The 12,910-nt window shown below is 61.5% G+C and carries 10 protein-coding genes; 1 reads left to right on the top strand and 9 read right to left on the bottom strand.

The features are described from left to right. Positions 1-386: 386 nt before the first annotated feature. From V8J63_RS23350 to V8J63_RS23315, 8 genes are all read right to left on the bottom strand, one after another. Positions 387-1,973, bottom strand: a complete 1,587-nt coding sequence (locus tag V8J63_RS23350) for an AAA family ATPase (protein WP_039756683.1) — start codon at positions 1,971-1,973, stop codon at positions 387-389. A gap of 10 nt (positions 1,974-1,983) precedes the next feature. Continuing rightward, positions 1,984-3,084, bottom strand: a complete 1,101-nt coding sequence (aroB, locus tag V8J63_RS23345) for a 3-dehydroquinate synthase (protein WP_336464681.1) — start codon at positions 3,082-3,084, stop codon at positions 1,984-1,986. Between the two features lie 152 nt (positions 3,085-3,236). Continuing rightward, the gene (gene aroK, locus V8J63_RS23340; RefSeq protein WP_024011270.1) at positions 3,237-3,755 is read right to left on the bottom strand and encodes a shikimate kinase AroK; all 519 of its coding nucleotides are present in this window, start codon (positions 3,753-3,755) and stop codon (positions 3,237-3,239) included. 4 nt (positions 3,756-3,759) lie between these two features. After that, positions 3,760-5,838, bottom strand: a complete 2,079-nt coding sequence (gene pilQ / locus V8J63_RS23335) for a type IV pilus secretin PilQ (RefSeq protein WP_122611068.1) — start codon at positions 5,836-5,838, stop codon at positions 3,760-3,762. 13 nt (positions 5,839-5,851) lie between these two features. Next, positions 5,852-6,376, bottom strand: coding sequence for a pilus assembly protein PilP (locus tag V8J63_RS23330; RefSeq protein WP_016772049.1), 525 nt, complete (start codon positions 6,374-6,376; stop codon positions 5,852-5,854). Then, complete coding sequence (gene pilO, locus V8J63_RS23325; RefSeq protein WP_130902919.1) at positions 6,373-6,996, bottom strand: type 4a pilus biogenesis protein PilO; 624 nt, start codon at positions 6,994-6,996, stop codon at positions 6,373-6,375. The genes V8J63_RS23330 and pilO overlap by 4 nt, the downstream gene beginning before the upstream one ends. After that, complete coding sequence (locus V8J63_RS23320; protein WP_056787334.1) at positions 6,993-7,559, bottom strand: PilN domain-containing protein; 567 nt, start codon at positions 7,557-7,559, stop codon at positions 6,993-6,995. The genes pilO and V8J63_RS23320 overlap by 4 nt, the downstream gene beginning before the upstream one ends. Further along, positions 7,559-8,623 carry a pilus assembly protein PilM gene (locus V8J63_RS23315; RefSeq protein ID WP_024011266.1) on the bottom strand — a complete coding sequence of 355 codons (1,065 nt, stop codon included), beginning with the start codon at positions 8,621-8,623 and terminating at the stop codon, positions 7,559-7,561. The genes V8J63_RS23320 and V8J63_RS23315 overlap by 1 nt, the downstream gene beginning before the upstream one ends. 219 nt (positions 8,624-8,842) lie before the next feature. Between V8J63_RS23315 and V8J63_RS23310 the strand changes: the two genes are divergently transcribed. Further along, a complete protein-coding gene (locus V8J63_RS23310; protein ID WP_442963537.1) occupies positions 8,843-11,287 on the top strand; it encodes a penicillin-binding protein 1A in 2,445 nt (814 codons plus the stop codon). Positions 11,288-11,632: 345 nt separating this feature from the next. Here V8J63_RS23310 and V8J63_RS23305 read toward each other — a convergent pair whose 3' ends face one another. Then, positions 11,633-12,901 (bottom strand): malic enzyme-like NAD(P)-binding protein, encoded by a 1,269-nt coding sequence (locus tag V8J63_RS23305; RefSeq protein ID WP_016772053.1) that lies wholly within the window; start codon positions 12,899-12,901, stop codon positions 11,633-11,635. Between the last annotated feature and the right edge of the window lie 9 nt (positions 12,902-12,910).

Here is a 12,910-nt window from a genome sequence, read left to right as displayed (position 1 = left end):
CGCAACGACTCAAAGACTACTGTGACGCAGACACCACAAGGCACGCGGCCGCAGGGACGGTTGGCGCTTGCTGGCGAACCGCGTTGCACGCCAACGTGTGCGAGGCAAGGCGCGGGATGCTGCCAATGGTTGTTCCCTTGGCAAATCCCGCAACGCAGCCTCGCACACGTTGGCGCGCAACCCGAAGGGACGCGCCCCATTTTTCGCTGGGCAGCGTTGCTCGGAACTTATTTGGAAAAACCAAACTACGTTCCTCGCGCCTTGCCCAGCAAAAAATGGGGCGGCGTCGCGGTCGTCAGCAAGCGCCAACCGTCCCTGGAGGCGGCGCGCACTCGTAGAAATTTTGAGGTGCTTGGAGAGGCGGCCTGGGTAAGGCCGCCGAATCTTCAGCGAGTTGTTGCCAGTTCCTGTTGGACGCTGGCGACAGTGCGAGGCCAAGGTTTACCAGCCTGAACCTTCGCTGGCAAGGCCTTGATGGCAGAAACGGCCGCATCACGATTGGCAAAGTTGCCGTAGGTGATCACGTAAAGCGGCTTGCCATTGAGGACTTTCTTGAAATAACGGTACTCGCCGCCCTGCTCCTTGACGAAGTTCTGCGCAGCGGTTTCCGAGCTGGTGCCGAGGATCTGCACGACATAGTTGCTGGTCGGCTGACCGGCGTACCAGCTGCCACCGGCAGCCTTGGCCACGGTGACCGGCTTGTCGGCAGGCTTGGCCGGAGCAGGAGCCGGTTTCGCAGCTGGCGCCGGGGTGGCCGGAGCAGGCTTGGCCGTGGCGATCTGCGTCGGTGCCGGGGTTGGCGCCGGTTTGGCGGCAGGAGTCGGAACCGGTGTCGGCGCAGGACCGGCCGGAACGCCAGCAGGCGGCGCGGAGGTGGTTACGGTCGGCGGCGTATCGCTGGAGCCTTCCAGCGGCACGCCGTCGTCGCCTTCGGTAATGCCACCGGCGGCTTCTGCCAGCGGGCCACGCATGACCGGCTGCGAGTTGCCGACCAATGGCAGCGGCATCGGCTGGGTGTTGCCGGCGAATTCGACGGACGGGTTGGCGCCGTTCGCTGCACCCTGACCCAATGGCAGTTGCGCCTGTTCATTGGCCGGAGCACCGGTGGTCGGTGCCTTGCTGCGACCCGGCATCAGCCAGGCGGCGGCAACCGCGACCACAACGACGGCGGAAATCGCCAATACGTGTTTCTTCGGCATGTTGAACCCCATACTTGGACGCTTGACCGCGGAGCGGCTGGCAATCATGACTTCGATCAGTGCATCGCGAGCGACCTGGTTGATGTTGCCCGGCCAGCCCTCGGAGCTTTCGTGAATATCAGAGATCTGATCTGCGGTGAAAAGTTCGACACCCCGGCCCGCGCCTTCCAGCCGCTGGTCGAGATATTCGCGGGTCTCTTCTTCGGTGTACGGCTGCAATTCGATGACATGGAAACGCTCTTCTTCGAGCTGCAACGCCTCGAGCTGAGCGATCAGCGACGACTCGCCGAACAGGAACACATGCGGACGACCTTCCGGCGTGCCGGCGCCGAGCGCCATCAACGCTTCCAGCGCGGACTCGTCGAGCTGCTCGGCATCGTCCACGAGCAGATAGACTTCCTGCCCGGTCAGACCCAGCTGCACTACCTGCTCGAGAATCGCACCGACTTCGGCCTGAGCGACATCCAGCGCCTGCGCCACCTGGCGCAGCACGCCGGCCGCATCACCGGCGCCACGGGCGGAAACCACCACGCTCTGCACCGATTGTTTGTTGGTACTGGCAACGAGCGCTTGCCGCAGCAGGGTCTTGCCGCTGCCTTGCGGGCCGGTGACCACCAGCAGCAACTGGCTGTAGCGCGCCAGGTGATGCAGTTGACCCAGCACCGGTTTGCGCTGGGCCGGGAAGAATTTGAAGCCCGGCACCCGTGGCGCGAACGGGTCGTGACTTAACTGGAAATGGCCGAGAAACGCCTCGTCGGCATGCAAACTAGTCATCGGAATCGTTTTAACCTTTAAGCTGAGCCAGGGCGCGGTAGTCCGCTCCCAGCGTGGCCTGTAGAACCTCTTTCGGATAATCGTCGGTCACTACCGCTTCGCCCATCCGGCGCAGCAGCACCAGGCGCAGACGACCGTCGATCACTTTTTTATCAATTGCCATGTGTTGGAGAAAATCGGCTTCGGTCATTTCTGTCGGCGGAACGACCGGCAAGCCGGCGCGCTGGAACAGACGAATGCCGCGATCACGCTCCTGCTCGCTGATCCAGCCCAGGCGCGCGGACATTTCCAGCGCCATCACCGTGCCCGCCGCCACCGCCTCGCCATGCAGCCAGACACCATAGCCCATGTGGGTTTCGATGGCGTGGCCGAAGGTGTGACCGAGGTTGAGCGTAGCGCGGACGCCGGTTTCCTTTTCATCGGCGCCGACCACGGCAGCCTTGGCCGCGCAGGAACGCTCGATCGCATAGGTCAGCGCGCTTTGATCCAGCGCACGCAGGGCGTCGACGTTTTTTTCCAGCCAGGTCAGGAACGGTTCGTCGCAGATCAGACCGTACTTGATGACTTCCGCCAGGCCCGCCGACAACTCGCGCTCCGGCAGGGTTTTAAGCGATGCGGTATCGATCAGCACCACGTTCGGCTGATAGAACGCGCCGACCATGTTCTTGCCCAGCGGATGGTTGATGCCAGTCTTGCCGCCGACCGAGGAATCGACCTGCGACAACAGCGTGGTAGGAATCTGGATAAAATCGACACCGCGCTGATAGCAGGCGGCCGCGAACCCGGCCATGTCGCCGATCACCCCGCCGCCCAAGGCGATCACGGTGGTGCGGCGGTCATGACGGGCGGTCAGCAGACCATCGAAAATCAGTTGCAGGGTTTCCCAGTTCTTGAAGGCTTCGCCATCAGGCAACACCACCGAGATCACCGAGAACTGCGCAAGGCTGCGGGTCAGACGTTCGAGATAGAGCGGCGCGACGGTTTCGTTGGAGATGATTGCCACCTGCCGCCCGTGGATATGCGGCGCCAGCAGTTCCGGCTGATCCAACAGACCTTCGCCAATATGAATCGGGTAGCTGCGCTCGCCTAGATCGACCTTGAGTGTCTGCATGTGTCCCCACAGTGAAGATGGAAGCAGGCGTCCTGCCCTGAAATTATTGGTGTTCTGCGGCCTGTAGCGGTATGACGCCGCTCGCCCGGCATCCGCCACACCCTCGGCGGACGCTGACAGGACGCCGAGGATAGCGCATTTCGGACGATGCTTTAACGGGGCGGCAACTGCGCGAGGCGGTCGAGAATGTCGAGCACCACCATGCGTGGCGGCCGCTCGTCGGTTTCCACCACCAGATCGGCAATTTCCCGATAGAGCGGGTCACGGATCTCGAGCAGGTCGCGCAGGGTTTTCGCCGGATCGGCGGTACGCAGCAGCGGCCGATTGCGATCGCGGGAGGTGCGGCCGACCTGCTGCTCGACGGAGGCGTGCAGATACACCACGCGCCCGCCTTCATGCAGGGCCTTGCGATTGGCATCACGCATCACTGCGCCGCCGCCGGTCGCCAGCACCACGCCATCGAACGCGCACAGCTCGGCGATCATCGCCTGCTCACGGTCACGAAAGCCGGGCTCGCCTTCCTTGTCGAAGATCCATGGGATATTGGCACCCGTGCGCAGCTCAATTTCCTTGTCGGAATCCTTGAACGGCAGGCGCAGCTCTTTGGCCAGCAATCGGCCGATGGTGCTTTTGCCAGCACCCATCGGTCCTACAAGTATCAAATTTCGCACAGAATCAACGACTCACAGCAATCGCCTGGTTATTCATGATACGCGGAGTGAGAAATACCAGCAGCTCGGATTTTTTCTCCGAAACCACATCACGCCGGAAAAGGCGGCCAAGATACGGCACATCGCCAAGAAATGGCACCTTATCTACGACCTTGCTTTGAGTATTTGAAAAAACACCGCCGATTACGATGGTCTCGCCGTCATTTACCAGCACTTTGGCATTGACCTCGTTTTTCTTGATCGGCGGCACATCCTGCACTTTGTTCAGGTAGTCCGGCTCATCCTTGGTGACCTTGACCTCCATGATGATGCGGTTGTCCGGAGTGATCTGCGGAGTGACTTCCAGCGACAGCGAGGCCTCCTTGAACGACACCGAGGTCGCGCCACTGGAGCTGGCCTCCTGATAGGGAATCTCGGTGCCTTTGAGGATCTTCGCGGTTTCCTTGTCCGAGGTGACCACCTTCGGCTGCGAGACGATTTCGCCGTTGCCGGTCTTTTCCATCGCCGTCAGTTCGAGATCCAGCAGCACGTTGTCGGTGATGAATGCGATGCCGATCCCCGAAGTGTTATTGACCGTGCCCATGTCGACGAACGGCGAGTTGGTGCCGGTGCTGCCCGGCGTACCGATGGTGCTCGACGAACCGTTGACCCCGGAGGCGTTCCAGTTGCCCTTGTTCTGCACCGAACCGCCCCAGCGCACGCCCAGGCTCTTGTCGTAATCGACGTTGGCCTCAACGATGCGCGCCTCGATCATCACCTGGCGTACCGGAATATCCAGCTGCGCGACGATCCGCCGGAGTTCGTCGAGGCGATCCTGGGTCTGGTAGGCAATGATGTTGTTGGTTCGCTCATCGACGGTAATCGAACCGCGCTCGTCGACCTTGGCCTCGGCACTGGTCACCGACTGGAACAGCTTGGCGATGTCCGCCGCCTTGGCGTAATTGACTTGCAGCAGCTCGCGACGCAGGGGCGCCAGCTCGGCGATCTGCTTCTGCGATTCCAGTTCCTGACGCTCGCGAGCGGCAATTTCATCGGCCGGCGCGACCAGCAGCACGTTGCCGATCTTGCGCTTGTCCAGCCCCTTGGTTTTCAGCACCAGATCCAGTGCCTGATCCCACGGCACGTTTTGCAGGCGCAAGGTGATACCGCCCTGCACCGTATCGCTCGCCACCAGATTGAGATTGGTGAAGTCCGCGATCAGTTGCAGCACCGAGCGCACGTCGATGTCCTGAAAATTCAGTGACAGCTTGTCGCCGACATAGGCCTGACGGTCGGCGTTGCGCTTTTGCAGGTCGTCGATGCTCATCGGCCGAACGCTGACGGTGAGCTTGTTGTCGGTCTGAAACGTGGAATAGTCGAAGGTGCCGCTGGGCTCGACACTGATCACGGTGCGATCGCCGGTGAGCGCTGCGTTGACGAACTGCACCGGCGTGGCGAAGTCCTTGACGTCCAGACGCACGCGCAGCTTTTCCGGCAATTGCGTGCGGGCGAAGCTGAGGATGATCTTGCCATCGTGCTCCTGGATATCCGGGGCGATGGTCGGATCAGAGAGGTCGATGACTACGTTGCCCTCGCCCTCGGTGCCGCGCTGGAAATCGACGCCGCGAATCGCCCTGCTGCGTTGCGCGGCTGGTCTGGCAGGTGCCGCAGCGGCCGTGGCGGCACGCGGTGCCACGGCAGCCGGGCGCGGCGCAGTCGCGGAAGCGCCCTGACCGACCACCACAAACAGATTATTGCCCTCGACCCGCGTGCTGTAAGGCGCCAATTGCGTCAGGCTGACAATCAGCCGCGTGCGATCCTTGGCTTCGGCCACCGTGGCCGTGCGCGCGTTGCCGCTGCCCAGATCAAGATTCCTGTTGGCCAACTGGCTGGTCACGCCCGGCAGATCCAGTGCAATGCGCGCCGGCGACTCGGTTGTGTAGCCCTTGGGCTGTGGTGGCGGGCCGTCGAACGACAGCTTCAGTTCGACGCGGTCACCCGGCAGCGCGGCAACATCCAGCGCTTTCAGACTGGCCGCCATTACCATCGGTGACACCAGCGCTATCCATAGCGAAAAACCGAGGGTGGAGAAAATCCTGTTCATTGTTCGACTTCCACTATGAGTGCTCTTTCAAAGGAATGGTGCGCGGCCGCTCCAGCCAGGCGCCGGCGCCGTCGGGCACGATCTCGACGACATCGACCTGGGTGGCGCTGATGGCGACGATGCGGCCGTCGTTGCGGCCCAGGTAGTCGCCGACCTTCAGGCGATGCACCCCGCCTGCGCCGCGCAGCAGCGCGAACGAGCCCGAGGCATTGGCGATCGTGCCGACCATTTCGAACTGCTCGATATTGAATCCTTCAAGATATTGCTTGACCCGGTTGGGGTCGGGTTTGACGTTGCGCGAGCCGTGCTTCTGCCCGGCCAGATCGACCCGCGCCTGCCGCGAAAACGGGCTGCGCAGGTTGGCGGCGCTGTAAGTGAATGTGGGGTAAGACCGGAATGTCGGCGTTGGTTCAATCTTGCCCGCCGGGCGCAGGCGCACTTCGTTGAGGTACGCGTCGAGGTCGCTGAAGTCATCGCCGCCACCGCAGCCGCTCAACGCCAGCACCATGGGCAGGACGAAGTAACGAATCGGGGTCATTTCTCCAGCCCCTTGTCGTTATAGCGGTACGTCTTGGCAAGAATACTCATGCGCAGCTTCGTCCCGCCCTCGGGATTGGCCGGCGCCAGTTCGAAATCGTGCAGAGTCACAATCCGTGGCAGGCCGGCGACGCCGCTGACGAAGGTGGCGAGGTCGTGATAGGCGCCGGTCACGGTGATCTGGATCGGCAGTTCGATGTAGAACGGCTGAGTCACTTCCGGCAGCAGTTTGATCTCTTCGAATTCCAGGCCACTGCCCAGACCGGTGCGGGTGATGTCTTCGAGCAGGCCCGGCACTTCGGTGTCGCTGGGCAATTGCCGCAGCAATACGCCAAAGGTGTTTTCCATTTCCTTCATTTGCTGGGTATAGAGCTCAAGGTTCGCCGACAGCCGCGCCTTGCTGGCGAATTGTTCCTTGAGGGTGATTTCTTCTTCGCGCTTGAGGTCGAGCTGATTTTCCATGTCGCTGATGAAGAAGTAATAGCCAAGCGCGAGGATAAACACCATCACCAGCGCACCGCACAGGGTTTTTACCGCCGGGGGCCAGGAGCCGATATTGCTGGTGTCGAGGTCGTTGAAATCGACGTTGCGCAGGCTTTGCAGCCACTCGGAGGCGTTCATTGCTCGTCCTCCACAACCTTGGGCTGGGTCTGACGAACGGTCAGTTGGAAGACATTGGCCTGTTCGACTTGATCAGCGCTGGTGGCCTTGACCTCATTCAGGCTTGGCGCGTCGAACCAGTCGGATGCGTCGAGATTGCGCATCAGCTCGGAGACCCGGTTGTTCGACTCCGCCGCGCCACTGATGGACAAGGTCTTGCCGGCCATTTTCACATCGGTGAAATACACGCCGTCCGGCAGGGTACGCGCCAGTTGGTCGAAGACCCGCCCGCTGATCTGCCGGTTGCCCTGCAGGTCCTGGATGATGCGCATGCGCTCGACCAATTGCTGGCGGCGCGCCTTGAGCTCGCTGATTTGCTTGATGCGTTCGTCGACCACGGCAATCTGTTTACCGATGTAATCGTTGCGCGCCATTTGCCGCTCGATGGCCGCGGTGATGATCTGGTCAGCAATCAGCACCGCGCCGATCGAGCCGGCCAGCACGCCGATCAGGACCAGCAGAAAGCGCTTGCGCCGTTCTTCGCGGCGCTCCTCGCGCCAGGGGAGAAGGTTGATCCGCGCCATCAGTCGAAACTCCTGAGCGCGAGCCCGCAGGCAATCATCAAGGCTGGCGCATCACTGGCCAGCGCCCCAGCATTGACCTTGCTGCCTAGAGCCATGTCGGCGAACGGGTTGGCGACCTGCGTCGGCGTGTCCAGACGCTGTTCGATCAGACGGTCCAGGCCGGGCACCGAAGCGGTGCCGCCCGCCAGCAGGATATGGTCGACCGCGTTGTACTGGCCGGAGGCGAAGAAGAACTGCAGCGAGCGCGAGACTTGCTGCACCAGCGCCTCGCGAAATGGCTGCAGGACCTCGCTGACGTAATCGTCAGGCAGCCCGCCCTGCTTTTTCGCCAGGCCCGCCTGTTCGACCGTGAGGCCGTAGCGGCGCTGGATCTCTTCGGTGAGCTGGCGCCCGCCAAACAATTGCTCGCGGGTATAGATGATCTTGCCGTTGTGCAGGACGCTGAGAGTGGTCATGGTCGCGCCAATGTCGACCACCGCCACGGTCAGGCGCTCCTGTGAGGCCGCCAGATGCGTCGCCAGCAGGCCGAACGAGCGCTCCAGCGCGTAGGCCTCGACATCCACCACCCGCGCGGTCAGGCCGGCGAGCGCCAGCGCCGCTTCACGCACCTCGACGTTTTCCTTGCGACAGGCGGCAAGCAGCACGTTGACCCGTTCCGGGTTGCGCGGCGAGACGCCCTGGACTTCAAAGTCGATGGCGACTTCGTCCAGCGGATAGGGAATGTATTGGTCGGCCTCGATCTTGAGCTGGTTTTCCAGTTCGTCGTCGGACAGCCCGGCGTCCATCTCGATGACCTTGGTGATCACCGCCGAACCCGCCACTGCCACCGCCACGCTCTTGACCCCGGTACGCGCCTTGACCAGCAGGCGGCTCAGTGCCTGGCCAACGCCCTCGAGTTCGGCGATGTTCTTTTCGACCACAGCGTTCGCCGGCAACGGCTCCACCGCGTAGGCCTCGACCCGGTAGCGCTCGCCCTGACGGCTCAGTTCCAGCAGCTTCACCGACGTGGAGCTGATGTCGATCCCCAGTAACGCATTGGTCTTTTTATTGAAGAGTCCCAGCACTACCAATTCCCTATGACTTTCCGTGAGTTACGGACTCTGTAATACGCATTGCGTTCCTTCACCCCCGTCTTGACAGAAGCGCCAATGACGCCTCCGACGGAAAAGTGCTTATAATGCCCAGCGATTTTTTCCGCTTTTTACTGCCCGCGCGGATGGCTCTGTGTGTAACCGCAGCCCCGTGCCAAATTTATTCTTTGCCCTGGATGTCCAAAAGCCTTGATTCGTCTGCTGAAATTTTTCGGTTGGTCCATCGTCGCCGTTTTCTGCGGACTGCTCTTAGGTCTCAGCGGCGCCTTTCTTTACCTTAGTCCGGGTTTGCCGTCTGTGGAGGCGCTGAGAAGCATTCAGTTGCAGATTCCTCTGCGCGTCTACAGCAGCGATAACAAGTTGATCGCAGAATTTGGCGAAATGCGCCGTACGCCGATCCGTTTCGCCGACATTCCGCCCAATTTCATCAATGCGTTACTAAGTGCTGAAGACGACAATTTTGCCAATCACTATGGCGTCGACCCGAGCAGCCTGATGCGTGCGGCAACGCAACTGGTCAAGAGCGGGCACATTCAGTCCGGCGGCAGCACCATCACCATGCAGGTGGCGAAGAATTTCTTCCTCACCAGCGAGCGCAGCTTTTCGCGCAAAACCACAGAAATTCTCCTGGCCCTGCAGATCGAACGACAGCTGACCAAGGACGAGATCCTTGAGCTGTACGTCAACAAGATCTACCTGGGTAACCGCGCCTACGGCATCGAGGCGGCGGCGCAGGTGTATTACGGCAAATCGATCCGTGACATCAGCCTCGCGCAGATGGCGATGATCGCCGGTCTGCCAAAGGCTCCGTCGCGCTTCAACCCGCTGGCCAACCCGGCACGCAGCAAAGAACGCCGCGACTGGATCCTCGGGCGCATGTACAAGCTGGGCAAGATCAGCGAAGCCGACTACACCGCGGCGATCAACGAGCCGCTGAACGCCAGCTACCACGTGCCGACCCCGGAAGTGAACGCACCGTACATCGCCGAAATGGCCCGCGCCGAAATGGTCGGCCGTTATGGCAGCGAGGCCTACACCGAAGGCTTCCGTGTCACCACCACGGTGCCAAGCAATCTGCAGGAAATGGCCAACACCGCACTGCACGAAGGTTTGATGACCTACGATCAGCGCCACGGCTACCGTGGCCCCGAGTCGCGCCTGCCGGGCAAGACCCGCGAAGCCTGGGCCAGCGAACTGACCAAGCAACGCACCATCAGCAGTCTCGAACCTGCCATCGTCACCCAAGTCGACAAAACCGGCCTGCAAGTGCTGACCCGCACCGGTGAAGAGCACGTTGCCTGGGACACGATGAAATGGGCGCGACCGTTCCTCAACACCAACAGCATGGGCGCCAACCCGCGCCAGCCGTCGGATGTCGCGCAGGTCGGTGATCTGATCCGCGTGCAGCGCCAGACCGACAATTCGCTGAAATTCAGCCAGATTCCCCAGGCTCAGGGCGCACTGGTGTCGCTGGATCCGCAGAACGGTGCGATCCGTTCGCTGGTGGGTGGCTTCGCTTTCGAGCAGAGCAACTACAACCGCGCCATGCAGGCCAAGCGTCAGCCGGGCTCGAGCTTCAAGCCATTCGTTTACAGCGCTGCGCTGGATAACGGCTACACCGCTGCCAGTCTGGTCAACGATGCGCCGATCGTGTTCGTCGACGAGTACCTGGACAAGGTCTGGCGACCGAAGAACGACACCAACACTTTCCTCGGCCCGATCCGCCTGCGTGAAGCGCTGTACAAGTCGCGCAACCTGGTGTCGATCCGCCTGTTGCAGGCCATGGGCGTGGGCAAGACCATCGACTACATCACCCGCTTCGGCTTCAACAAGCAGGACCTGCCGCTGAACCTGTCGCTGGCACTCGGCACCGCAACGCTGACGCCGATGGAAATCGCCACTGGCTGGAGCACCTTTGCCAACGGCGGCTACAAGATCACCCCGTACATCATCGACAAGATCGAAAGCCGTAACGGCGACACGCTGTTCGTCGCCAACCCGCCGACCGTGCCACAGGGTGGTGCGGCGACCGACGGTATCGCTGCGCCGGCTACCGAGTCGTTCACGGTCAACGCCACACCAGTTGCCGGTGAAGCGCCCGGCAATCCGGCAATGCCGCAAGCGCCGGCCGTGGCCGAGCGGATTGTCGATGGACGTACCACCTACATCCTCAACAGCATGCTGCAGGACGTAATCAAACTCGGCACCGGCCGGCGTGCACTGGCCATGGGCCGCAGCGACATCGCCGGCAAGACCGGTACCACCAACGAATCGAAAGATGCCTGGTTCTCCGGTTACAACGCTGATTACGTAACCACCGTGTGGACCGGTTTCGACCAGCCGGAAAGCCTCGGACGCCGTGAGTTCGGCGGCACCGTGGCGCTGCCGATCTGGATGAATTACATGTCGGCCGCGCTGAAAGACAAGCCGCCGCATGTGCAGCCTGAGCCAGAAGGTCTGCTCAGCCTGCGGGTGGATCCGGTCAGCGGCCGTGCAGCAACACCGAGCACACCGGGGGCGTACTTCGAACTGTTCAAGGCCGAAGACACGCCGCCGTCGGTGAACGAGCTGGGCAACGGCGCCGTACCAGGCAGCCCGCTGCCGGCGGATGAACAGGCGCCGATCGATTTGTTCTGATCCGGCAGCCATTGAAAAGCCCCGCCTTCGTGAGAAGTGCGGGGCTTTTTATTGCCCGAAGATCAAGAGCCCCTCACCCTAACCCTCTCCCGGAGGGAGAGGGGACTGATCGGGGGATGCTTGGGGAGCTACATCGACCTGAAAGTGTTGTGCCGAATCCATAATCGACACCACTCTCTCAGGTCGATGAAGGGCGTCGAACACCTCGGTCAATCCCCTCTCCCTCTGGGAGAGGGCTAGGGTGAGGGTCCTTGTCGATATGAAATGCGATCCTGAGAACTCCCGAAAACAAAAAAAACCCCGACTCTCGCGAGCCGGGGCTTTTGTTTGAAGCGCTACAACGGCTTAGCCGTTGAACACGTCATCCACGCTTTTCAGCGGGTAGTTCTTCGGATACGGCAGAGTTGCCACACCGGTCTCGATCGCCGCTTTGGCCACGGCGTCGGAGATCAGGGTGATCAGGCGCTTGTCCATTGGTTTCGGAATGATGTACTCACGGCCGAATTCCAGCGGAGCACCGCCGTAGGCATCGCACACGTCCTGTGGAACAGGCAGTTTGGCCAGTTCGCGCAGGGCGTTGGCGGCGGCGACTTTCATTTCTTCGTTGATGCGCTTGGCGCGAACGTCCAAGGCACCACGGAAGATGAAAGGGAAGCCCAGCACGTTGTTGACCTGGTTCGGGTAGTCCGAACGGCCGGTGGCCATGATCACGTCGCTACGGGTGGCGTGCGCCAGTTCCGGGGAGATTTCCGGATCCGGGTTGGAGCAGGCGAAGACGATCGGGTTGGCCGCCATCGACAGCAGGCCTTCGGCGCTCAGCAGGTTCGGACCGGACAGACCGACGAATACGTCAGCGCCTGCCAGTGCGTCTGCCAGGGTGCGCTTCTCGGTAGCGTGGGCGAACACGGCTTTGTACTGGTTCAGGTCGTCACGGCCGGAGTGGATCACGCCGGTACGGTCAACCATGAAGATGTTTTCGATGCGAGCGCCCATGCTCACCAGCAGTTTCATGCAGGAGATGGCGGCAGCACCGGCGCCGAGGCAGACAATCTTCGCTTCCGGCAGGGTTTTGCCAGCGATTTCCAGGGCGTTGATCATACCGGCAGCGGTCACGATCGCGGTGCCGTGCTGGTCATCGTGGAACACCGGAATATCGCACTGCTCGATCAGAGCGCGTTCGATCTCAAAGCACTCAGGCGCCTTGATGTCTTCCAGGTTGATGCCACCGAAGGTGATGGAGATGCGCTTGACGGTGTCGATGAAGGCTTGCGGGCTTTCCGAGTCGACTTCGATGTCGAATACGTCGATGCCGGCGAAACGCTTGAACAGTACGCCCTTGCCTTCCATTACAGGCTTGGAAGCCAGTGGGCCGAGGTTGCCCAGGCCGAGAATCGCGGTGCCGTCGGAAATGACTGCCACCAGGTTGCCCTTGCCGGTGTATTTGTAGGCCAGTTCAGGATCGCGAGCGATCTCGCGTACTGGTTCAGCTACGCCGGGGCTGTAGGCCAGCGACAGGTCGCGGGCGGTAGCAGTGGCCTTGGTGAGCTCGACACTCAGCTTCCCCGGACGAGGATTGGCGTGGTATTCGAGAGCGGCAGTTTTCAGATCAGACATTTTGGCATT

Source organism: Pseudomonas sp. CCNWLW23 (genome assembly GCF_037095675.1).
GTDB classification, from domain to species: Bacteria; Pseudomonadota; Gammaproteobacteria; order Pseudomonadales; family Pseudomonadaceae; genus Aquipseudomonas; species Aquipseudomonas atacamensis.
Note: the sequence above shows the minus strand (reverse complement) of the source record. Positions and strands in the feature narration are given on the sequence as shown.

Coding starts and splice junctions, on each gene's coding strand:
- V8J63_RS23330 (WP_016772049.1), bottom strand. CDS start 6,376: ATGACCCCGATTCGTTACTTCGTCCTGCCCATGGTGCTGGCGTTGAGC.
- V8J63_RS23350 (WP_039756683.1), bottom strand. CDS start 1,973: ATGACTAGTTTGCATGCCGACGAGGCGTTTCTCGGCCATTTCCAGTTA.
- aroB (WP_336464681.1), bottom strand. CDS start 3,084: ATGCAGACACTCAAGGTCGATCTAGGCGAGCGCAGCTACCCGATTCAT.
- pilO (WP_130902919.1), bottom strand. CDS start 6,996: ATGAACGCCTCCGAGTGGCTGCAAAGCCTGCGCAACGTCGATTTCAAC.
- V8J63_RS23320 (WP_056787334.1), bottom strand. CDS start 7,559: ATGGCGCGGATCAACCTTCTCCCCTGGCGCGAGGAGCGCCGCGAAGAA.
- pilQ (WP_122611068.1), bottom strand. CDS start 5,838: ATGAACAGGATTTTCTCCACCCTCGGTTTTTCGCTATGGATAGCGCTG.
- V8J63_RS23305 (WP_016772053.1), bottom strand. CDS start 12,901: ATGTCTGATCTGAAAACTGCCGCTCTCGAATACCACGCCAATCCTCGT.